Source organism: Kitasatospora sp. NPDC097605 (assembly GCF_040302725.1).
Classification (GTDB): Bacteria; Actinomycetota; Actinomycetes; order Streptomycetales; family Streptomycetaceae; genus Kitasatospora.
In genome coordinates this window covers 1-21,615 of sequence record NZ_JBEOSF010000058.1, presented here as the reverse complement: position 1 = coordinate 21,615, position 21,615 = coordinate 1, and the positions used below count along the sequence as shown (strand labels likewise).

The 21,615-nt window shown below is 76.9% G+C and carries 16 protein-coding genes, 2 tRNA genes and 2 pseudogenes; 13 read left to right on the top strand and 7 right to left on the bottom strand.

Annotated features, from left to right (window positions below; translation table 11 throughout):
- Window positions 1–108 precede the first annotated feature (108 nt).
- From ABTX81_RS37565 to ABTX81_RS37555, 3 genes and pseudogenes are all read right to left on the bottom strand, one after another.
- The gene (locus tag ABTX81_RS37565; RefSeq protein WP_350555058.1) at window positions 109–879 is read right to left on the bottom strand and encodes a bestrophin-like domain; all 771 of its coding nucleotides are present in this window, start codon (window positions 877–879) and stop codon (window positions 109–111) included.
- Between the two features lie 22 nt (window positions 880–901).
- A complete protein-coding gene (locus tag ABTX81_RS37560) occupies window positions 902–2,725 on the bottom strand; it encodes a hypothetical protein (protein WP_350555056.1) in 1,824 nt (607 codons plus the stop codon).
- A 132-nt stretch (window positions 2,726–2,857) separates the two neighbouring features.
- Window positions 2,858–3,292: pseudogene (locus ABTX81_RS37555) on the bottom strand (universal stress protein); the annotation flags it as partial.
- A 788-nt stretch (window positions 3,293–4,080) separates the two neighbouring features.
- Here ABTX81_RS37555 and ABTX81_RS37550 point away from each other — a divergent pair.
- From ABTX81_RS37550 to ABTX81_RS37525, 6 genes and pseudogenes are all read left to right on the top strand, one after another.
- Window positions 4,081–4,914, top strand: a complete 834-nt coding sequence (locus ABTX81_RS37550) for an HAD family hydrolase (protein WP_350555054.1) — start codon at window positions 4,081–4,083, stop codon at window positions 4,912–4,914.
- Window positions 4,915–6,460: 1,546 nt separating this feature from the next.
- Window positions 6,461–7,459: pseudogene (locus tag ABTX81_RS37545) on the top strand (helix-turn-helix domain-containing protein); the annotation flags it as partial.
- Between the two features lie 740 nt (window positions 7,460–8,199).
- Window positions 8,200–8,802: an oligoribonuclease gene (gene orn / locus ABTX81_RS37540; protein ID WP_350555052.1), complete on the top strand. Its 603-nt coding sequence runs from the start codon at window positions 8,200–8,202 to the stop codon at window positions 8,800–8,802.
- Window positions 8,803–8,927: 125 nt separating this feature from the next.
- A tRNA-His gene (locus ABTX81_RS37535) sits at window positions 8,928–9,003 on the top strand.
- Window positions 9,004–9,180: 177 nt separating this feature from the next.
- A complete protein-coding gene (locus ABTX81_RS37530; RefSeq protein ID WP_350555050.1) occupies window positions 9,181–9,627 on the top strand; it encodes a DUF4442 domain-containing protein in 447 nt (148 codons plus the stop codon).
- Between the two features lie 83 nt (window positions 9,628–9,710).
- Window positions 9,711–10,604 (top strand): hypothetical protein, encoded by an 894-nt coding sequence (locus ABTX81_RS37525; protein ID WP_350555048.1) that lies wholly within the window; start codon window positions 9,711–9,713, stop codon window positions 10,602–10,604.
- 244 nt (window positions 10,605–10,848) lie between these two features.
- Here ABTX81_RS37525 and ABTX81_RS37520 read toward each other — a convergent pair whose 3' ends face one another.
- From ABTX81_RS37520 to ABTX81_RS37510, 3 genes are all read right to left on the bottom strand, one after another.
- The gene (locus tag ABTX81_RS37520) at window positions 10,849–11,316 is read right to left on the bottom strand and encodes a GNAT family N-acetyltransferase (RefSeq protein WP_350555046.1); all 468 of its coding nucleotides are present in this window, start codon (window positions 11,314–11,316) and stop codon (window positions 10,849–10,851) included.
- A gap of 60 nt (window positions 11,317–11,376) precedes the next feature.
- Window positions 11,377–12,306 (bottom strand): spermidine synthase, encoded by a 930-nt coding sequence (locus ABTX81_RS37515; RefSeq protein ID WP_502892945.1) that lies wholly within the window; start codon window positions 12,304–12,306, stop codon window positions 11,377–11,379.
- A 71-nt stretch (window positions 12,307–12,377) separates the two neighbouring features.
- Window positions 12,378–12,878, bottom strand: a complete 501-nt coding sequence (locus tag ABTX81_RS37510) for a hypothetical protein (protein ID WP_350555042.1) — start codon at window positions 12,876–12,878, stop codon at window positions 12,378–12,380.
- A 369-nt stretch (window positions 12,879–13,247) separates the two neighbouring features.
- Between ABTX81_RS37510 and ABTX81_RS37505 the strand changes: the two genes are divergently transcribed.
- Window positions 13,248–14,861, top strand: coding sequence for an NsdA family TPR-like regulatory protein (locus ABTX81_RS37505; protein WP_350555040.1), 1,614 nt, complete (start codon window positions 13,248–13,250; stop codon window positions 14,859–14,861).
- Window positions 14,862–14,946: 85 nt separating this feature from the next.
- Here the strand turns inward: ABTX81_RS37505 and ABTX81_RS37500 are convergent, their stop codons facing one another.
- Window positions 14,947–15,597, bottom strand: coding sequence for a histidine phosphatase family protein (locus tag ABTX81_RS37500; protein WP_350555038.1), 651 nt, complete (start codon window positions 15,595–15,597; stop codon window positions 14,947–14,949).
- A gap of 180 nt (window positions 15,598–15,777) precedes the next feature.
- Between ABTX81_RS37500 and ABTX81_RS37495 the strand changes: the two genes are divergently transcribed.
- The 6 genes from ABTX81_RS37495 to ABTX81_RS37470 all read left to right on the top strand — a co-directional run bounded on the left by ABTX81_RS37495 (window position 15,778) and on the right by ABTX81_RS37470 (window position 21,602).
- Complete coding sequence (locus ABTX81_RS37495; protein ID WP_350555036.1) at window positions 15,778–17,061, top strand: hypothetical protein; 1,284 nt, start codon at window positions 15,778–15,780, stop codon at window positions 17,059–17,061.
- Window positions 17,058–18,719: a hypothetical protein gene (locus tag ABTX81_RS37490; protein WP_350555034.1), complete on the top strand. Its 1,662-nt coding sequence runs from the start codon at window positions 17,058–17,060 to the stop codon at window positions 18,717–18,719. The genes ABTX81_RS37495 and ABTX81_RS37490 overlap by 4 nt, the downstream gene beginning before the upstream one ends.
- A gap of 8 nt (window positions 18,720–18,727) precedes the next feature.
- Window positions 18,728–20,110 (top strand): AAA family ATPase, encoded by a 1,383-nt coding sequence (locus ABTX81_RS37485; protein WP_350555032.1) that lies wholly within the window; start codon window positions 18,728–18,730, stop codon window positions 20,108–20,110.
- Between the two features lie 228 nt (window positions 20,111–20,338).
- Window positions 20,339–20,746, top strand: coding sequence for a DUF8844 domain-containing protein (locus ABTX81_RS37480; RefSeq protein WP_350555030.1), 408 nt, complete (start codon window positions 20,339–20,341; stop codon window positions 20,744–20,746).
- Between the two features lie 143 nt (window positions 20,747–20,889).
- Window positions 20,890–21,420, top strand: a complete 531-nt coding sequence (locus ABTX81_RS37475) for a bifunctional DNA primase/polymerase (protein WP_350555029.1) — start codon at window positions 20,890–20,892, stop codon at window positions 21,418–21,420.
- A gap of 108 nt (window positions 21,421–21,528) precedes the next feature.
- Window positions 21,529–21,602, top strand: a tRNA-Lys gene (locus tag ABTX81_RS37470).
- Window positions 21,603–21,615 lie beyond the last annotated feature (13 nt).

Here is a 21,615-nt window from a genome sequence, read left to right as displayed (position 1 = left end):
CTCACCGGCGTCCTCCGCCGGCCCGAGCGGGCCGGCGGACGAGGCGGGCGAGGCGCACTGCCCGACCGGACGGACCGCCGGGTCGGGACGATCACGAGGAGGAAGGAGTCACACCGGGCCACCCGAGTCGATCTGGTCGTACCGGGTCAGCGCGAGTTCGAACGCCGTCGGCTCGACCTTGACGGCGCCGTCGAACGGGCCGCTGAGCTGGAACACCAGGCTGACCGCGAACGCCACCGAGGCCCCCACGAACCCCATCAGCACCAGGTTGCGCCCGGTGGCGGTCAGCCCGACCACCGGCGGCGTCGCCAGCACGAACACCGCCCCCACCACCAGACCTCCCAGTGCCAGCGCCGGCACCTGCGCGCGGATATCGGCGAGCCGGGCGTTCCGCCGCGCGTAGACGTCCGTCAGGCTCCTCAACACATCGGCCTTGGCGGCGAGTTCGGCCGTGTTCTGGCTCCGCACCGCGTCCACCGACATCCGGATCCGGTCGGCCGCCGCCCAGGCCTCGGCACTGCCGTGCCCGCGGCCCATCTGCTCCCACTCGACCGTGATCACCTGATGGGTGTAGTCGCGCACGCGCTGCTGCACCACCGGGCGGTCCGGGCCCGGCAGCAGGCGCGCCGACCAGTACACCTCGGTGAGGGCCCGGGACTCCTCGTAGGTGTGCTGGCGGGCGGTGTTGAGCTGCTGCCACGAACCGGCGATGGCGAAGCCGGTGAAGAGGGCGAAGAAGCCGAGCACCGCCGCGCCCGCGAAGCCGATCGCGGACGGGTTGGTCGCCCCCTCGCGGGAACCGCGGGACCGGCCGACCAGTGCACCGATGGCCAGGGCGAGCGCTGCGCCGGCCAGCGCCGCCACGACATTGACCCACATCTACCGACCACTCCCCCGACGTTCACTCGCCACCACCGGCACCACCTCCAGGACCCTCTCTCCGGCGTTGCCCCACCGTCAGGGCGGCGGCCAGCACGACAAGAACAGGAGCCACGATCGACAGGAGCAGCATCAGCACCTCGTCGGTGCCCCAGTCCTCGTCCCAGTCGAACGGTGTGTCGTCCGGGACCTGAGCGACCGAGGCCGCGTTCCCGTTCGGGTTCGGACTGCCGGACTGACCCGGCTGGCCCGGCTGGCCCGGCTGGCCCGGTCCGGTGGAGCCGGAGGTGGTGCCGGACCCGGCACCCGCACCGCCCGACGCGCCCCCTGCGCCGGCTCCTCCTGCCCCGGCTCCGGCCCCGGCACCGGCCGCTCCGGCACCTGCTCCAGCTGCTCCGCCCGCCCCGCCCGCCCCGCCCGCCCCAGCGGCCCCTCCGGCTGCGGCGGCAGCAGCAGCGGCGGCAGCTCCGGCCCCTCCGGCCCCTCCGGCCCCTCCGGCCGCTGCGGCAGCGGCTGCGGCTGCGGCAGCCGCCGCTCCAGCCCCGGCGGCTCCGGCAGCCGCGACTGCCTGGAACGGGCTTGCGGGCAGCCCGAAGATGGTGGTGCCTGGGCGGAAGGGCACCGCGGATCCTGCGGCTGCGGCTGCTGCGGCGGCGGCAGAAGCGGCAGCAGCAGCAGCGGCTGTGCCCGGCGCCGGAGGGGCCGCGCCGGGAGGCGCGGCCGCGGCGGCGTTGGGGGCCGCCGGGTTGGGCGGGGGCGCGTTGGCACCGGCGACGGCGGCCGTCCCCGGGGCGGTGCCCGGCGGTACGGCGGCGGGGTTGGCGGCTCCGGCGGCCGCCGGGGCCGGAGCGGGAGCGGGGCTCTGGCCCTCGTACTCACCGGGGGCCTCGGCGGCGACCGGCCGGGGTGCCAGCGGGCGGCCGTCCTGGCCGATCGCGCCGTCCACCGCCAGGCCCTCGGCCCTCGCCACGGCGGTGTGCCGGCCCGGCACGGCCTCCCCGGAAGCGGTGCAGTCCAGCGGGTGGCCGAGCTCCAGCAGTCCGCCGGCGGACTGTCCGGTGCAGCTGACCGGCCCCACTCCGGGGAGGTGGTCCACGACGCTGACCGCGCTGATCGGCGAGTCCCCGACGGCGTCCACCCGGTACCGCAGCCGGACGTCGCCGCCGACCACCGTCGGCAGCGCCCGGCGGCCGGACGCCGCCCACCCATCGAGGAAAGGAGCACCATCACCGAACGTTTGAGTGGCACTCAGGTTCCGGCGGGCGCTCCGGCCGGCGCGGACCACCACGCCCGAGCCCGTCGGGACACCGACCCGGGTCAGGGTGATCCCGGCGACCAGCCCCTGATAGCCCGCCTCTGCGGTCGCGACGGCCTTCGGCATGCCCTTCGGGGCGGTGGCCTCGGCCCGGACCTCGGTCCGCTGCCGCCCGCTCCGGGCCGGCAGGGTGGCCGAGCACTCGACCACGCCCAGCGGCGGGAGCGCGAAGGGCTGCTGGTCGCCACAGACCACCGCCGCGCCGGAGACCTGGGCGTCGGTGACGGTGGAGACGGTGAGCGGGTACTCGGCCAGATTCGTCAACCGGTAGACGCGCAGCAGCTGTTCGTCGGCGCGGACCCGGACGTCGACGCCGGTGGCGCCATTGGTGCGGACTTCCAGCCGGACCGCTCCCCTGGCCTCACCGCCCGCCGGGCGGACCGCCGCCGCCCGGGGAGCGGCGGCCGGCCCGACCGGGGCCGGGAGGAGGAGAAAGGCGAGGAGAGCGAGCAGGGCGACAGCACGACGGGACGTACGGTTCGGGGAACAGCACGGGGAACGGCTCGGCGGCGAGGCTGACCCAACGATCACCTTGTCATTCTTTGCCGCACCCGCACGGCGGAGCGGGCGGCACCGCGCGCGGTCGGCGTGGATGACACGGACGGCCCACACCGCCCCGGCCGCCCGCGCTCCCGGGACGGAGCCCGGGCGCCGGACCGGCCGTCAGGGGATCACGATCACCGGCCGGTTGGCCCGGCGGGCGAGGCGGCCGGAGACCGAGCCGAAGATCTTGCCGAGCAGGCCGTGCGTCGTGCCGACCACGATCGCGTCGGCGGCGAACTCGCGGCCGACCTCCTCGATCTCGTGGCAGATGTCGCCGCCCCGCTCGACCAGGACCCAGGGCACCCCCGCGAGGAAGTCGGCGCAGGCGAGCTCCAGGCCGAGCACCTCCGTGCGGTGGTCGGGGAGGTCGACGAAGACCGGTGGTTCGCAGCCCGCCCAGACGGTGGCGGGCAGGCGGTTGGCCACGTGCACGATCACCAGACCGCACTGGGAGCGGCGGGCCATGCCCACCGCGTAGGCGAGGGCGCGCTCACTGGACAGCGAGCCGTCGAAGCCCACCACCACACCGTGCTGGAAGGCCGGGTCGCAGGACGCGGCGCGCGCCGCGCGGCTCGCGGGCTCGCCCGTCGCGCCGGGGAGGCCGGTGGCGCTCGGGCGCTCGGCGCCCGGTCCCGGCCGGCCGGTCACCGGGGGCTCCGGAGTGTCGGAGCGCCGGTCGTCCCGCCGCTGGCGGGCGCCTGGGCCGGGGCGGCCGCGGCGCGCGAGGTGACGAAGGGGGCGGGTGAAGCCACCGCCCCGGGCGTCCTCGCCCGGCTCCACCGGTCGGGAGGGCTCAGAACCAGCCATGGCACAAGGCTCTTCGAAGGAGATGGGCCGACAGGAGAGGGCAACGCTGCCCGCGCGGCAGGCCCGCCCACGGGAAGACGTCGGTCTGCGCCGAGCACCACCGTTTGTGACCTGTTCCTTTCAGGGTACGACGGGCCGGACACGCGGCCCAGCCGCGCGGCCTCGGGGCGGAACTCTTCCCGCGAACGAGGGATGCGCGCGCCGGAGGCGGTGCGCCCCTCGCTCGGGCGCGAGGGCGCCCCTCCGGCGAAGGAGGTTCCCTGGAGCTTGACTGAGCGGACCGGGCGGCGCAACAGCTCCTGGGGACACCGTGACCGGACTGTCATGGATCGATGACGATCCGTTGCGGTCGGTCACCGGGCAGTGAACCGGACACGAACCGGGCACGAACCGGGCGGTGACAGGAGCGGCGGAGCGGGCCGCGAGCGACCGGTGTGCCACCGCCCCGACACCCGTTTCAGCCAAGGGGCACCGGTTCGGGACGCCGTCTGGCATTTGCCAGGTGCATAGGCGCGGCCGCTGGCACCATGCTCGACATGCCCCTGCTCCTGCTCGACCTCGACAACACGCTGCTCCCCAGGGACGCCGCATTCCGGGCCTGGGCTCAGGATTTTCTGACCGAACGGGCTCTGCCGCCCGGAGACGTCGACTGGCTCGTCACCATCGACGGCGGCGGCTATGTACCGCGCAGCACCGTACTGTCCGCCGCCCGGCGCCGCTACGGCCTCGACGAGTCGCTCGACCGGTTGCTCGCCCACTACCGGCACGGCATCAACTCCTACATCCACTGCCCGGCGCGCAACATCGACGCGCTGCGGGCGGCGCGCGCCGCCGGGTGGACGCTCGGCATCGTCAGCAACGGCAGCACCGGGCCCCAGCTGGAGAAGATCCGGCGGACCGGCCTCGGGCCGATGGTCGACGGCTGGGTGATCTCCGAGGAGGCCGACTGCCTCAAGCCGGACCCGCTGATCTTCGAGATCGCGGCGCAGCGCTGCGGCATAGCGCCGACCGGGGACTGGGCCACCCGCACCTGGATGATCGGCGACCACGCCCCCGCGGACATCGCCGGCGCCGAGCTGGCCGGGCTGCGGAGCGTCTGGCTGCACCACGGGCGTCCGTGGGCCGAGCCCGCCTATCGGCCGACGCTCAAGGCGGCCGGCCTGCCGGAGGCCGTCGGCCAGGTGCTGGCCGCCCGGGGCGCCCCGGTGGGGCGTCCGGAGGTGTCGGCGGCCGGTGTGAGCGCTCGGCGCCGTCCGGTCGGCGGCGGCGTCGCGCTCGCGTGCACGGCGGGTGCGGCGGGCGGCGCGGGTGTTCCGCGCCTCCGCGAGCGCGGGCTCGCCGCCGTTCGAACGGCGGCCGCCCCGGGGTGATCGCCGGGCCGGCCGCGAGCGGGGCGCGGGCCGGACCGGGCGCAGAGCGGCGCGCACGACGGCGCGCCGCTCCGGCCGTCCGCCCCTGACAGCGGCCGCGCGCCTTCAACCGTGCACGCCGCGGCCAGTGCTTCACTCGCCTGCGGGGCCGGACAGGCTGTCCGAAACCGGTCCGACGAGTTTGCCGAGGACGCCGCCGCCTGCACCCCTCCCACGGAGCCCGTGGTCGCACCCCGACCCCGCCCCGACCGGACCGGGTCGCGGCCGGCCCGCGGGCGGCCACGCCCCGGCGACGCCCGCGCCGTGACCGAATGCCGGCCGGCCGGGCGGCTCATGCGCCGTCAGCAGATCGACGGCACAGGGCCGTCGAAGATCTGCCGCGACCGCCCGGCCCGGATCGGGGCCGTTCACCGCGCAACCCTTCCGCCGTCATCGGCGTCGTCAGTTCCGGCCCCGGCACCGCCGGTTCGTGCACCGCTCCCGGTCTACGGTGCACGGCCCCGGCCCGGCCCCCGCCCGGCCCACCGTCGGCGACATCGCCATTGGCCTGTTCGAGCCGGCCCTGATCTCCGTGCGGGAGCGGCCGCGCGGGGCCGCCGATCGCGGTTCCGCGGCTCCGGCACTGGCCGGATGAAGCCTGGGAGGCGCACACCGGGCAACCGTGCGCCCCTCCTGTGCACCGCCTATTTTCAGTCAATCTCGTGCGGCTCCCCCACCCTTGGGCAAATCCGCAGCCCAGGCGCACCGGCCGGGCGCCTCGGAGCCGGACGCCCCAGGACCCGTCCCGCGACAACCAGCCACCGTTGCACCGACCCTCTTCCCAGAAGGGTCGACGGGTGCCACGCTTCGTGATCGAATGCATCACGCCAAATTGCCATGTCGACATAGCGTCGGATGGTGAACTTGTCACAACGGCAACGGTCCACCCGATAGATTCGATCTTGGCTAGCAGTGCCGCACCACCACACCACACCACCGAGGGGGCTTGAGCGCCTTGAGCAGGGTGAGCAGGAGCGACGCGGGTCCTGACAGCGGCCAGGCCGTGGCCGGAATCGCGGGTCGCTCCGCGAGAAGCACCGCCTCCCAGGCCTCCACCGCCAACACCCGTCACTCCGGCACCGCCTCGTACCCCTCCTATTCCCCCGCGGCCCCGTCCGTCCCGGGCGGCCCGTCCGCACCGGGCGCCCCGGCCGGCTCCGGCACCCCGGCGGCCACGGGATCCCCGGCCTTCCCGGGCGCCCCGGAACACGGCGGACGCCCCGTCAGCCGACCGGCCGTCAGCCACTCCGGCGGCTACGGCGGCGGCCCGGACGGCCGGACCGGGGCGTCGGTTACCGGCCATTCCGGCGGGCACCCGAGTGGCCATGCCGGACCGGACAGCGCGTTCACGGCCTTCGCCGCCGGGCCCTCCGCCGCGTCCTTCACCCCGGGGTCACCCGGCCCCGGCCCGATGGCGACCGGTGGACTGGCCGCCGGACCGCTCGGTCTCGGCGGCCACGGCGGCCACGGCGGTTCCGCCGCCGGCCTCAACGGCTCCTCCTCGGCCATGATGGCCGCCGCGCCCCGCAAGCTCTCCGGCCGCCGCCGCCGCGAGACCGTCGCCGTCCTGATCTTCGGCGGCGCACCGATCTTCGAGAGCTCGATCCCGCTCTCGGTCTTCGGCGTCGACCGCCAGGACGCCGGGGTGCCGCGCTACCGCCTGCTGGTCTGCGCCGGCGAGGAGGGCCCGCTCGCCACCACCGGCGGCCTCACCCTCTCCGCCCCGTACGGGCTGGAGGCACTGGCCCGGGCCGGCACGATCGTCGTCCCGGCCTGGCGCTCGATCTCGCAGCCGCCGCCGGTGGAGGCGATCACCGCGCTGCGCAAGGCCCACCACGAGGGGGCGCGGATCATCGGCCTGTGCACGGGCGCGTTCGTCCTCGCCGCCGCCGGCCTGCTCGACGGCCGTCCGGCGACCACGCACTGGATGTACGCGCCGACCCTGGCCAAGCGCTACCCGCGGGTGCACGTCGACCCGCGCGAGCTGTTCGTCGACGACGGCGACGTGCTCACCTCGGCCGGCACCGCCGCCGGGATCGACCTGTGCCTGCACGTGGTCCGCAGCGACCACGGCGCCGAGGCGGCCAACGCGCTCGCCCGCCGGCTGGTGGTGCCGAGCCGGCGCAGCGGCGGAGGACAGGCCCAGTACATCGATCAGTCTTTACCTGAGGAGATCGGCAACGACCCGCTCGCCGAGGTGGTCACCTGGGCGCTGGAGAACCTCAACCAGCAGTTCGACGTCGAGGTGCTGGCGGCCCGCGCCTACATGAGCCGGCGGACCTTCGACCGGCGGTTCCGCACGCTCACCGGCAGCGCCCCGCTGCAGTGGCTGATCACCCAGCGGGTGCTGCAGGCGCAGCGGCTGCTGGAGACCTCGGAGCTGTCGGTGGACGACGTCGCGCGCCGCTGCGGCTTCCGGTCGCCGGTGGCGCTGCGCGGGCACTTCCGGCGCCAGCTCGGCGTCTCGCCGGCCGCGTACCGGACGAGCTACCGGGCCCGGCGGCCCGGGGCGAGCGCTCCGGTGCCGGCCTCGTCGGCGGGCGGCGACCCGCGGACGGCCGGGATGGTTCCGTCGTCGGCCGCGGCCGGCGCGGTGGGCGGGTCGGTGCCGGGTCAGCACGGCGCTCCCGGCGGGCACGGTGTGCCGGTCGGGCACGGGCACGCGGCCGCCCCGGGGTACCCGGGCGGGCCGGGCGCCGGGCACCCGGGCCAGCAGGGACAGCAGTCCGGGCCGGGCGTCCACGCGCGGGCCGGGCAGCCGTACCCGCACCAGTCGGCCGGGCACCAGGCGCACCCCGGGCAGCCGGGGGCCGGCCGCGGTCCGGCGCGTCCGACGATGGTCCCGACGCAGCCGGGGCCGGGTGCGGGCCGCCCGCCGAGGACGGCGGAGCACGCCGCCGCCGAGGACGGGGTGCCGCAGCCGGGCGCGCGCGGCCAGGGGCAGGGGCACCGCAGCGCGGCCGACCGGCCGCAGGACGCGTCGGCCGAGCTCCGGGCCCGGCAGGCCCGGGCGGGCCAGCTCCGTCCGCAGGCCGGCCGGGGCACCGGGGCGGAGGCCCGGGAGCCCCGTGAGGCGCGGCCCGGGCGGGACGTCCGTCCGGCGCACCCCGCAGGCCACCCCGGCCGGGAGGCCCGGGAGGCGGACGGCCACACGCCGGACGAGCACGGCTCCGAGGGCCGTGCCCCGGCGCCCCGCTCGGCTCCTTCGGTGCCCGCGGCGCGTGATCGCGCCGTAGGGTGAGTGGCGTGAATGACCGTTTGGTATGGATCGACTGTGAAATGACAGGCCTCGACCTCGACCGGGACGCCCTGGTCGAGGTCGCGGCGCTGGTGACGGACTCGGAGCTGAACATCCTCGGCGAGGGTGTGGACGTCATCATCCGCCCGCCCGCCGAGGCGCTGGCGAACATGCCCGAGGTGGTGCGGGAGATGCACACCGCCTCCGGGCTGCTGGAGGAGCTGGAGCACGGGGTCACGCTGGCCGAGGCGGAGGCGCTGGTCCTCGCGTACGTCCGCGCGCACGTGCCGGAGGCCGGGCGCACCCCGCTGTGCGGGAACTCGGTGGCCACCGACCGCGGCTTCCTGAGCCGGGACATGCCCGCGCTGGAGGGTCACCTGCACTACCGGATCGTGGACGTCTCCTCGATCAAGGAGCTGGCCCGGCGCTGGTACCCGAAGGCGTACTACAACAGCCCGCAGAAGGGCGGGAACCACCGGGCGCTCGCCGACATCCGCGAGAGCATCGACGAACTGCGCTACTACCGCGAGGCGGTGTTCGTCCCGCAGCCCGGCCCGGACACCGACACCGCGCGCGCGATCGCCGAGAAGTACCAGGCGCCGGCGGGCTGAGCCCCGGCGGCGGAGGTGCTCGCGCGAGGGGGAACGGAACCCTGGCGCGAGCACCCTCCCGGATCCTGTAGAGTTCTTCTTGTCGGAGCGGGAACGCCGAAGAGCGGGAACGATCCGGACAGATGGTGGGTGTAGCTCAGTTGGTAGAGCACCTGGTTGTGGTCCAGGTGGCCGCGGGTTCGAGTCCCGTCACTCACCCCATCGACCCTGAGGGCCGGTCTCGTCAAGAGATCGGCCCTCAGGGCTTTTTCGCGTTCCCTCACATCGTCGGCGGACAGCCGGGGGTGGTGTGGCGCGCGTCACGGCCCGGTCCGCTTCTCATCCTTTCCCCGGGCGCGGGTCTGCCGCCGGAAGCTACTGGCTAGTAACGTTGCCGCCATGACCACTGCTTCGATCGGCCAGCTGCTCGACTCCACCGTCCCGATGGCCCGGACCCTCAAGCTCGAGTACCTGGAGACCACGCCCGAACGCGCCGTGCTCCGGCTGCCCGACCAGGCCGAGTACCACAACCACGTGGGCGGCCCGCACGCCGGCGCGATGTTCACCCTCGCCGAGTCGGCCAGCGGCTGCATCGTGCTGGGGGCCTTCGGGGACCAGCTCTCGCGCGCGGTGCCGCTCGCGGTGAGCGCCGAGATCTCCTACAAGAAGCTCGCCATGGGCGCCGTCACGGCCACCGCCGTGCTCGGCCGGCCGGCCGCCGAGATCGTCGCCGAGCTCGACCGGGGCGAGCGCCCGGAGTTCCCGGTCGCCGTCGAGATCACCCGCGCCGATGGTGCCGTGACCGGCGTCATGACGGTCCTCTGGACACTGCGCCCCAACTCCTGAGCGGAGCACGGCGGACGGTCCGCGGGGGCCGTCCGCCGTGACCGTCCGTGTCCTCACGGTCCGCCCGCTCGTTCTCGATTCACGTGCGAGCCAATCACGCGACCAGGGGCCCGGAACCCGCCCGACGGACCGTCGGCGGCCGGTGGTGCGCGGCCCGGCGGTGGCTGCCCCGACCGCGGGCCGTCGCGGCGGGCGGGGCGCTGCTCGCGCAGCTCTGGGGATTCGGCGCTCCCGTCTCCTGCGCGGCCGGCGCCGAACGCCCGCCGGAACCGGCCGGCCGGGCCCTGGCCGGCGGCCCGGCGGCGCCCGTCCGCCCGGCGGAGCAGCCCGGGACGGCGCCGGCGGGCCCGGCCGGCGGACTGCTCGACGGGCTCGCGAGCGCCGTCCCGGGGGGCGCGACGGACGTCCTCGTGCTGGACCCGGCCGCCGCGACCGGCTCGATCGGCGGCGCGCTCCAGGAGCTGATCAGGGCCGGCGGCCTCCCCCTGCCCGGGCAGCGGGCCGCCGTGCCGGACGCGTTCGCGATCGCCTCCGGGCTGTTGGACGCCGCCACCGCCCAGGCCCGCCCCGCCGAAGCGCACGCGCCCCCCGGCGTGACGGCCGACGGACCGTCGGGCCCGGCCGCGCGGCCCTGTGACGCCGGCCTGCCGGTCCGGCCGGGCGACGCTCCCCACGGCCTCGCCGCCCCGCCGCCCGCCGCACCGGGCCGCTCCCCGCACGCCGCGGCCGGACACCCGGTCCCGGCGGACGGCGGGGGCGGGCGGACGGCCGCCCGGGAACGCGGACCGGCCTCGGCCGGCGCCCCGGGGCCCGGCACGACGGCCCCGCCCGCCGGGGCCACGGCGAGGACGGCCGCCGTCACCGTCGCCCACGACACCGCCGGCACCGCGACCTCCGTACTCGCCCCCATCACGGCCGGGCTGCTGCTGACCGGCGCCGCGATGTACAAGCACCGGGGCCTGCCGAAGGGCCACTGAGCGGCCCTGGAGCTAGGGTCCGTCTTCAAGCCCCCGTCGTCCGCCCGAAGGGCGGGCCGGGCGGCGTCTGGGTGCGTGCATCGCAAGGCGGAGGAGGGAGTCCATGCGGTGGGGGCACCTCCCGGCCGAAGGCTGGGGGCCATCGGCGACCGACGACAACGCGGCGAGGTGCGTGCCCTGGGGGTACCTCCCGGCCGAAGGCTGGGGGAGCGTCGCCCGGCAGGCGGGGGTTTGAAGACGGACCCTAGCGCGTGGGGGTGGTCAAGTGCAGGGTGAGCAGTGGCAGTTCGCGCCCGGGGATGGATCCGGAGGGGGCGGTGCCGGTGCGGACGGCGCCCATGGCACGGTAGAAGGGTTCGGCGTTCGGGTCGGCCTCGACGGTGATCCGGTCGAAGCCGAGGGCCGTGGCCTCGGCGCGCAGGTGCTCCATCAGGCGGCGGCCGATGCCGCGGCCGATGGCGGCCGGTTCGACGAACAGCATGCCGAGTTCGCCCTCCGGGGGCGCCCCGGTGAGGGTGACGAACCCCAGGACCCGGCCGTCCTCGCCCTCGGCGACGGCCGTGCGGTCGGGTTCCACGCGCGCCGGGTCGAGGGTGAGTTCGGCCCGGCAGGCCTCGATGAACGCCGCGTCGTAGCCCCAGTGCGCCTTGGAGCGCAGCGCGAGGGCGCTGAGCGCCGCCGCCTCGCTCGGCCGGGCCGGTCGGATCGGCATGGCGGGTCCTCCTCCTGCTCGGGTCGTCCGGGATCCGGACATCGTGCACCGAGGAGCGGGCTAGCGGAAGACCCCGGGTGGCGGGACGGGGGACGGGGTGGCGGTGGCGTCGGTGGCCGGGGTGGCGCCGGCGGCGAAGTCGGCCAGGGCGCGGCCGTGTTCGACCCGGCCGTGGGCGGCGTCCGAGGCCACCCGGCGGGCCAGTTCGGCCACCGGGAGCGGGGTGTGGGCGGCGGCCAGGACGAGGTTGCCGAAGCGCTTGCCGCGCAGCACCGCCGGGTCGGCGACCAGGCAGAGTTCGGGAAAGACCGCGCCGAGGGTGGCGACCTGGGAGCGGGCGAACGGCAGGGCGGAGCCGTCGGCGATGTTGACGGCGTAGCGGCCGCCGGGGGCGAGGGCCCGGGCGGCCAGCGTGGTGAACTCGACGGTGGTGCAGTGGGCGGGCACCCGGGCGCCGGAGAAGACGTCGGCGATCACCAGGTCGACGGTGCCCTCGGGGGTGCGCTCCAGTACGGCGCGGGCGTCCGCGCCGCGCACCTTGACCTGCCAGCCGCGCTCCAGCGGGAGTTCGGTGCGGACCAGTTCGGTGAGCGCGGTGTCGATCTCGGCGACCTGCTGGCGCGAGCGCGGGCGGGTGGCGGCGACGTAGCGGGCCAGCGTGAGGGCGCCGCCGCCGAGGTGCAGGACGGTGAGCGGGCGGCCGGGCGGGGCGGCGAGGTCGACCAGGTGGCCGAGCCGGCGCTGGTACTCGAAGCCCAGGTGGGAGGGGTCGGCGAGATCGACCAGGGACTGCGGCGCGCCGTCGATCAGCAGCGACCAGGCGGCGGGGCGGTCGCGGTCGGGGCGGAGCTCGGCGAGCCCGGAATCGACGGCCCGGGTGAGCGGGCCCTGGGCGTGGGTGCGGCCGCCGGGGCCGGTGGCGGCCGGGCCGCTCTCCGCGGCGTCGCGGCTCCGGTCCGCGGTGCGGCCGGCTCGGTTGCTTCGTCCCATACCCGCCATTATCGCCGCCGCGCGGAAGAGCCCCGCAGCTCAGCGGCGGTGGACTGGGGGGCGGGCTGGGGTCAGGACGGGCCGAGGCCGCCCGCGGTGAGGGTGCAGGCGGCCTCGCAGAGGGCCGAGCGGAGGACCCAGGGGTCGGTGGGGCGGGCTGCGCGGTCGGCGCCCGCCGGGGGCAGTACCCAGCGCGGGTCGGTGGCGGGCAGCAGTTGGGCGCCGGCGGTACAGGAGCTGCCGGGCAGGTGCCAGGACGCCGAGGTGCCGGCCGGGACGAGGAAGGAGACGGTGGCGCCGTTGCGGCTCTGCAGCACCGCGCCGCACGCCCGGCGCAGCCGCAGGATGTCGACCGCCTCCAGACCGTGCCGCAGGGCGACCGTCACGGTGTCGAAGGTGGCGACCAGGACGGCCTCCGCGTCGGCGCGCGGGCGGCGGGAGGGGCCGCCGCCGGACGGGCAGCGCTCGGCGCCCCGGTCGTCGGCCGACTCGGGCAGCAGGGCGGGGGCCGCTCCGTCGAGCACCCCGCCGACGGCCAGACGGCGGAACTGCGGTACTCCAGTGGCCGGCATGGGCCCTCCTGTCACCTCGTCGGGACCGGAAGCCGTGCCGCCCGGGTGGGGGTGCCGCCAGGGACGCGGCGGGGGGACGGCGGCGGGGGCTTCCGTGTACCAGGACAACGCCGGGTGCGCGGCGCAGGCCACGGGGCGCTTTACAGCAAGGCATGGCATTTCATGGCGGATCCCGGCAACTATGCCCCGTTTGCCCCGTATTGGTGGCACATCGCCCGCGAACGCGCTGTGGCCACCCGGTGACTCCGGGTACTGTCGTGCCGCGCCCGGCCGTCCGCCGGGCCCCACCGGACCCACCCGCGGCCGGGCGTCCCCGCCGTCCCGCCGCCCGACCCCCGCACCGCCACCCGCACCACCACGGAGCGCACCATGGCAGCCCCCCCACCGGCCGAGCCGAACCGCCCGTCACCCAACACCGCGATGCGCGCGCTGCGCGGCGACCGCTCACCGGGCGAGTTCGCCGTGGCCGTGCGCCGGGCGGCCCGGGAGATCGGCGAGCACGTCTCCTGCGACGCCCGGTACGTGGGGCGGGTCGAGTCCGGCGAGATCCGCTGCCCCAACTACGCGTACGAGCGGGTGTTCCGGCACATGTGGCCGGACCGCTCGCTCACCGACCTCGGCTTCGCCCCCCGCACCGCCGTCCGCCGCCGCCCGGCGGACGGCGGGAGCGGAGGCGGGAGCGGGCCCGGGCGGGACGGCGGGCAGGCCGCCGGGGCGCCACCGCCCTTCCATCCGGCGTTCCCGCCGCCGCCCGTCCCCCGCTCGCCGCTCTCCACCCAACTCCCTTACGCTGCCTCGCCGTACGCGGAACCACCCCCACCGGTCGGGGCCCCGGTGCCGAGGTTCGCGACGGCGCCTTGGGGGCCCGACGAACCGCACCCCTGTGACGAGGAGAACGACGACGTGCGTCGCCGTACGTTCCTGGCCGGCGGCCCTGCCGCGCTGGCCTCCGTGATCGGCACCGACCGGCCCGGCCCGGTCGCCGCGGCCCCCGCCCCCCACGGCACGGCCGCCCCCCACCCGGCGGCGGGCAGTGCCGTCGTGCCCGGCCGTCCCGGCCCCGTCCCGCCGCCCCGCAAGGTCGGCACGGCCGAGGTGCTCGGCGTGGAACAGGCCGTCCGGGACATCCGGCTGGCCGACGACGCGCACGGCGCCGACGCCCTGTTCGAGCAGGCCGGCCGCTCGCTGCGGGAGGCCTACCTGCTGCTCGACGCCTGCGAGTACTCCACCGAGACCGAGCGCAGACTCCAGGCCGGGGCCGGTGAACTGGCCATCTCGGTCGGCTGGTTGGCGCACGACTCGAACCGGCTCGGGGACGCCCGCTCGTACTACGCGGAGGCGCTGGCCACCGCGCGGATGGCCGGCGACCCGGCGCTGGAGGCGCACGTCTTCTCCAACAGCGCCTTCCTCGCCCGGGACGCCGGGCGCCCCCGCGAGGCGCTGCGCGCCGCCCAGGCCGGGCAGTCCGCCGCCCGGCACCTCGGCTCCCCCCGGCTGCTCTCCCTGCTCGCGATGCGCGAGGCCGGCGGCTGGGCCCTGCTGCGGGACCGCGGCGCCTGCGAACGGGCGGTCGCCCGGGCCCGCGGGCTGTTCGAGCAGGGGCCCGGCCCGGCCGACCCGGAGTGGATGTCGTTCTTCGGCGAGGCCGAACTCGCCGGACTGCAGGCCCAGTGCTGGTCCGCGCTCGGGGACTGGGACCTGGCCAGCGAGCACGCCCGGCTGGCCATGGCGCTCCAACAGCCGCACTTCGTCCGCAACCGGGTGCTCTACACCGCCGAACTCGCCCACGACCGGCTGGGCCGGGGGGACTTGGCGGGTGCGGCCGAGCACGGGTCGGCCGCCGTCGCGCTGTTCGGCGACGTCCGCTCGGCCCGGATCCGCTCCATGCTCGCGGACACCGCGCTGCGGCTGCGGGAGCACCGGCGGGTGCCGGAGGTGGGGCGGTTCCTGGCCGAGTACGGCGCGGCGACGTCGGCCGCCTGAGCGGCCGCCCGACTGACCGCCGGGCCGCCGGTGGCCGGGCGGGCGTCCGGGCGTCCGGCCCGGCCACCGGCGGCCCGGCGCCGGGTCACCGCCGCAGGGTCTCCAGGTGGCCCTGGTCGTTCCACAGCTCGACGGCCGGGGCGCCGTACTCCCAGGACAGCACGCAGAGCGCGGCGGTGCCGAGCTTGAAGCGCTGTGCGTACTCGGGCGGCAGGCCGAGCCAGCGGGCGGTCAGGATGCGCAGCAGGTGGCCGTGGGCGAACAGCACCACGTCGCAGTCGGCGCAGTGCATGACGGTGGTGTCCGGGTCCGGCACGCCGTGGGCGGTGTTGAGGTCGGCGAGCAGCGCGTCGACCCGGGCGGCGACCTCGGAGAGCTTCTCGCCGCCGGGGACGCCGTCGCGCCAGATCAGCCAGCCGGGCTGGTCGGTGGCACGGATGTCGGCGCCGGTGCGGCCCTCGTACTGGCCGTAGTCCCACTCCAGGAGTTCGGGGCGCTCCACGGCGCGGTCGCCGAAGCCGGCCAGCTCGCAGGTCTCCTTGGCGCGGCCGAGCGGGCTGGTGTGGACGAGGGCGTCGGGCAGGCCGTTCCAGGGCGCCGCGGCGAGCCGCTCGCCGAGCGCCAGGGCCATCGCCCGGCCCTGCTCGGTCAGCGGGATGTCGGTGCGGCCGGTGTGGCGGCCGGTGGCCGACCAGTCGGTCTCGCCGTGGCGGACCAGCAGGATGCGGGCGGGCATGGGCGGGCTCCTCGCGCTCGGGGCGGTGTCATCGGTCGGCCTCGGCAGCGAGCACCGGCCTCCCATGATCCCCCACCGCGGACCGTGCACGCTCCCGGCCTGGTCCGGAGGGCGGGGATGCGCCGCCAACGACCCGTTCGCGGCGGATTGTCGGAGCCGGATGCGACACTGGGCCGCACCATGAACGTCTCGACGAACGCCCCGCTCCGCGGGCCGGCGGAGCCGCTCGCCCAGCGGCTCGCCGAGCTGCGCGGACCGGCGCCGCAGCGCAGTCTGAACGCCCGTGCCCTCGCCGCCCTGGCCGCCAATCCGGGGTGCCACCGCCGCGCCGTGCTGGACGCCGCCGGGGTGGACAAGTCGGCGCTGGCCGCCCGGCTCGGCCGCCCCGCCCCCTTCGGCCGCTCGCCGTTCGCGCTGGCGCGCGGCGTCGTGTTCGAGGCCCGGCTGAAGGAGAACGGCTACGCGGCGCTGCTGGAGCCGCTGCGCGCCCGGCTCGGCCTGTCCGACGAGGGCGGCCCGCTGCTCGTGCCGGACCTGCTCCGCTCCTCCGGTCCGGCGGTCCGGGCCGACCGCACGGCGGCCGCGCTCGCGGAGGCGGCCGCCGAGGAGCACGCCTGGACGCTGCTCGACCACCCGATGCTGCGGCTGGACGTGGCGGGCTCCACGGCCTACCTGGAGCCGGACGCCGTCGTGGTGCACGGCGGCCGCTGCACCGTGGTGGAGATCAAGTCCTTCCCGGTGCTGGACGGCACCGCGGACCCGGGAAAGGTGGGCGCCGCCGCCCGGCAGGCCGCCGTCTACGTGCTGGCCCTCCAGGACGCGGCCGCCGCGCTGGCCGGCCGGCCGGTGGACCTGGACCCGTACGCCGAGCAGCGGCTGCCCGGCAGCCCCCGCACCAGCGTGCTGCTGGTCTGCCCGGAGGACTTCGGCAGCCGGCCGACCGCCGTGCCGGTGGACGTGCGCCGCGAGCTGGCCACCACCCGCCGGCAGCTGAGCCGGATGACCGGCATCGAGCGGCTGCTGGCGGTGCTGCCGCCAGGGGCGGACTTCGACCTCTCCCCCGATGGGGACGGCTTTCCCGTCCGGTCGGCCGAGGAGCTGGAGAAGACGGTCGGGACGGTGCCCGCCGCGTACAGCCCGGACTGCCTCTCCACCTGCGAGCTCGGCTTCCACTGCCGCGCCCAGGCCCGCTGCGGCGACCGGGTCGAGCAGCTCGGCCGGGGCGTGCGGGGCGAGCTGGGCAGCATCCGCACGGTGACCGAGGCGCTGGCCGTCGCCCGCACCGGCCCGGCCGGGGCCGCCCCGAGCGGCGCCGACGGCGGCGTGAACGGGGACGGGGACGGGGACGGCGACGAGGACGGCGACGGCGCCGACGAGGCAGCCGCCCGGCTGGCCTACGCCGCCGCGCTGCGCGCCGAGGCGCTCGGCCGCCCCGCGCCCGCCGGTGCGGGGGCCGGACGGTGAGCCTGCTGTCCACCCTGGCCCGGCTGGAGGCCGTGCGCGGCGGCCGGGCCGAGCCGCTGGCCACCGTCCGCCACCGGCACCTGTCCGAGCGCCCGATGGTGCTCGTGCCGCTGACCTCGGCCGGCGAGGACGGCGCCCCGCTGGCCCTGCTGCTGGGCACCGACCGGGACGCGCCGACGCTGCACCTCGTGCCGCAGCCGCTCAACCGCACGCTGCGCTCGGAGTTCCTGGCCGACCTGGCCGCCGACCTGCTGCCCTACCTGGAGTCCTTCGGCGACGAGGTCGAGCTGATCGAGGGCTCCGAGAAGGACCCGGAGAGCGGTGAGAAGACGCCGGTGGTGCGCGAGCTGTGCGCGGACGCCCCGCAGCTGATCGTGCCCAACAGCGGGGGCGTGCGGTACCTGGCGCTGCTCGGCCGCTCGACCCGGTTCCGCCGCACCGCCGAGGACGAGGACCCGGGCCCGTTCCCGGCGCCCGCCCGGGTGCCGCTGCTCGGCCGCTGGCTGACCCACTTCGCCGAGCGGGCCATGGTGCCCGGCTCCAGCCTGCTGCTGCCGATGACCGGCCTGCTGGCCCGGCACTGGGCCACCGGTCAGAGCCACCTGGAGGACCAGCACCTGGCCGCCCGGCTGGCCTGGCACACCCCGCCGGAGGGGCTGACCGGCGCCGAGGCGGCCGAGCTGGCCGAGACCGGGCGCGGCGAGGGCGGCCGGCTGGTCCACCCGCCGGCCGGCCCGACCACCGACCCGGTGTTCGACGCCAAGGTGCTCGCCCCGGCGATCGCCCGCTACGACGCGGCCGCGGCGGCCCTGCGCGAGGCCGACGGCCCGGGCGCGGCGGGCGGCGGCGCGGGCGGCGGCGCGTTCGGCACGGACGCCGCGGCGGCCCGGGAGGCCGTCCGGGTCGCCGTCGAGCAGCTGCGCGCCGTGCTGCACGAGGAGCTGCTGCCGACCTGGCGCGACGTCTGGCACGGCCTGGACCTGCTGCGCGCCCTGCCCCCGGCCCGCCACCTGCCCGAGCGGTGGACCGGCGACCGCTGGTCGTACACCGGCCACCGGGACCGGCTGGCGGCCGGCGAGCCGCCGCAGCCGCGGATCGACGACGCCGTGACGGCCGCCCGCAAGCTCGCCCAGCGCGAGCGCGAGCAGGCCCGGCTGGACGTCCAGGAGGCGTTGGACGACCCGCTGGCGATGGCCGAGCACCGGCTGGCCGGGGAGGCGTTCAGCGGGGTGGTGACCGAGGTGGTGCCGGACTACGACACCACCGGCCGCTCCCCCAAGCCGCGCCCGCTGGTGACCGTGCGCACCGACGACCGCCCGCACGCCGACCTGGGCCGCGAGGTGCACCGGGTGCGCGAGCCGGCGGCGGCGGAGGCCGGACCGGCCCCGGCGCAGAAGGCCGTGATCGCGGCGGCGGACCCGGAGGCGGGCACCATCACCGTGCGGGTGCTGTCCGGCATGGGGCGCCGGAAGGAGCCCGAGCCGGGGAGCCTGCCCGAGCCGGGCGAGCGGGTCACCTTCACGCTGTTCGAACTGACGGTCCGGCAGGCCGCGCCGCTGCCCGAGCCGGACGACACGCCGTGGACCCACGGCGGCCCGCCCGGTGCCGTCGTCACCGTGCTGCCGGTCGTGGCCGGCGCCGCCGAGGACTGGGAGTGATCCGCGCGATGAGCACCGAGCAGGCCGGCGACCGGCTCTCCGGACAGACCCCCGGCGCGGCCGCCGACGCCGCGGTGGCGCGGATCCTGGAGGCGACCGTCCGTCCGTCCGCCGGCGCGCCGCGCGGCGTGGTGGTGGACTCGCCGCCCGGCGCCGGCAAGTCGACCCTGGTGGTGCGCGCCGCCCGGGAGCTGGTCGGGGCCGGCGAGCGGCTGATGATCGTCGCCCAGACCAACGGCCAGGTGGACGACCTGGTCGACCGACTGGCCGTCAAGGCGCCGGATCTGACGATCGGCCGGCTGCACGCGGCCGACGCGCGCCCGGGCCCGGAGGTGCTGCGGCACGCCAACGTCACGCCCTCGGACAAGGTCGCCGAGCTGTCCGAGCTGGACGTGGTGATCTCCACCTCGGCCAAGTGGCAGTGGGTGCGGGCCGAGCAGCCGTGGCGGCACGCGATCGTCGACGAGGCGTACCAGATGCGGTCGGACGCGCTGCTGGCGGTGGCCCGGCTGTTCGAGCGGGCCCTGTTCGTCGGCGACCCGGGCCAGCTGGACCCGTTCACCGTGGTCGGCACCGAGCAGTGGGCGGGCCTGTCGTACGACCCGTCGAGCAGCGCGGTGGTCACCCTGCTCGCGCACAACCCGCAGATCGAGCCGCACCGGCTGCCGGTGTCCTGGCGGCTGCCGGCCAGTGCGGCGCCGCTGATCTCCGGGGCGTTCTACCCGTTCACGCCGTTCCGCTCGGGCACCGGCCCCGGGGACCGCTCGATGACCGCGTCGGTGCGGCCGGACGGCTCGGCGGTGGACGCCGCGATCGACCGGGCGACCGAGCACGGCTGGGCGCTGCTGGAGCTGCCCGCCCGGCACACCGTGCGCACCGATCCGCAGGCGGTGACGGCCGTCGCGGCCACCGTGCGCCGGCTGCTGGACCGCGGGCTGACGGCGCACTCCGAGCAGGGCTCGGCGCCGCTCACGGCGGACCGGGTCGCGGTCGGCACGGCGCACCGGGACCAGGCGGCGGCGGTGCGGGCCGCGCTGGTCAAGGCGGGGGTGCCGGTGGACCCGACGGCCGGGCCGGCCGTGACGGTGGACACCGCGAACCGGCTGCAGGGCCGCGAGTACGACGTGACGGTGGTGCTGCACCCGCTGTCGGGGCGGCCGGACGCGACCGCGTTCCACCTGGAGACCGGCCGGCTGTGCGTGCTGGCCTCCCGGCACCGGCACGCCTGCATCGTGGTGGCCCGGGCCGGGATCGCGGAGCTGCTGGACGAGCATCCGGCCACCGAGCCGGTGCAGTTGAACGTTCCAGTGGCGTTCCCCGACGGCTGGGAGGCCAATCACCGGGTGCTGCACCACCTGTCCGGGCACCGGGTGCGGCTGGGCCGGCTCTGAGGCCGTCCACTCCGCGGGCCGCGGGGGCGTGCGGCCGGCCGGTGCGGCGCGTGGTGGGCCGGACCGGCTGACGCACGCCCCCGGCGCGCCGGGCGGGAATAGCGCCCGGACGCGCACCGTTCCGTTACCGGCCGCCGCCGCGAGACAATGGACGACGGCCACGACCGGGCGGCGCCCGTCCCGAGCAGCCGTCGCCCGCCCCCATCGAGCACCCGGAGGTGTCCGTCCATGCCCGACTCCCATGCGCAGGCGTCCGACCCGAGCGGCCCCGCCGCGCCGGCCGGTCCCGGCACGGGCGCCGGTACGGCGTCCGGTCGGCGGCAGCGCCCGGCACAGCTGCTGTTCGAGCCGCAGGCCGACGAACCGGAGCCGGAGCGTTTCTTCGACCTGGAGTCGATCGACGACCCGGGTGAGCTGCTGCGCCGCTCCACCGAGCTGGCGCTGGCCTTCCGGGCGGCCGCCGAGCGGGCCACCGACTTCCAGGCGGTCGCGGCCGCGCAGCTGGCGGACCCGCGCCGGTTCGACGCGCTGTCCGAGGCGGAGATCGCGGACCGGGCGGACTGGACGCCGGACTACGCGGCCAAGATGATCGAGTACGGCCGCACCCTGCTCAGCCCCCGGCGGCACGAGGACTGATCCACCCGGGGGCACCCCGGCCCGGCTCCCTCGCCCCTGGCATATGCCGGAGGAAGCGGAAGGGTACGCCCCCGCCCGCCCCGCTGTCCGGCGAACCGCACTTTCCGCCCCGGACACGCTCCGGGCACCCCACGCTACTGTGCGTGGACATCTGGACCTATCAGTCGGTGGAGTACGTGACCGTGGCCGGAGAGGCCTGGCTCGCCTCCGCCAGCGAGTACCCGCGCAGCATGCGCGCCCTGTGGGAGTCCCGCCCGTGGGCGCCCTCGGTGCTGCCCTGCGGCCGGGCCTTCGACGTGATCAGCATGCCGGCGCTGTTCGGCCGCCGGGTACTGGACGAGCTGTGGGCCTCCGGGCCCGGCTGCGGGCCGGTGGCGGTCGTCCGGGGGCGGACGCTGCTGTTCGTGCAGCCGGGCGCGGCGCCCCGGCTGCGCCGGCTGCTGGCCTGGGAGGAGTGGGCCCGGGACGTGCCCCCGCTGCTCTGCCACGGCAAGGGCGACACCGTGACGGTGCCGCCGGTGCAGCGGACGGCGGACGGCGGCCCGGACCTGCCGGGGCACGGCCGGGGGCGGTGGATCGTCGCCCCGGAGAGCCGGGAGCCGTGGCTGCCGGGGGCCTCGGTGGTGCTCTGGGCCTGTGTCCGGGCGGCCCGCGAGCCGGTCGAGGCGCTCTGAGCCCGTCGGGGCGCCCCGGGCCCGCCGGGCCGGCGCGGGGCCCGGGAGGTGCGGGTATTCGATTTTGGCCGGACCGCGCCCCGCTGCTAGAGTCTTCTCTGTCAGCAGGCGCCGCTAGCTCAGTTGGTTAGAGCAGCTGACTCTTAATCAGCGGGTCCGGGGTTCGAGTCCCTGGCGGCGCACAGACAAGCCGGA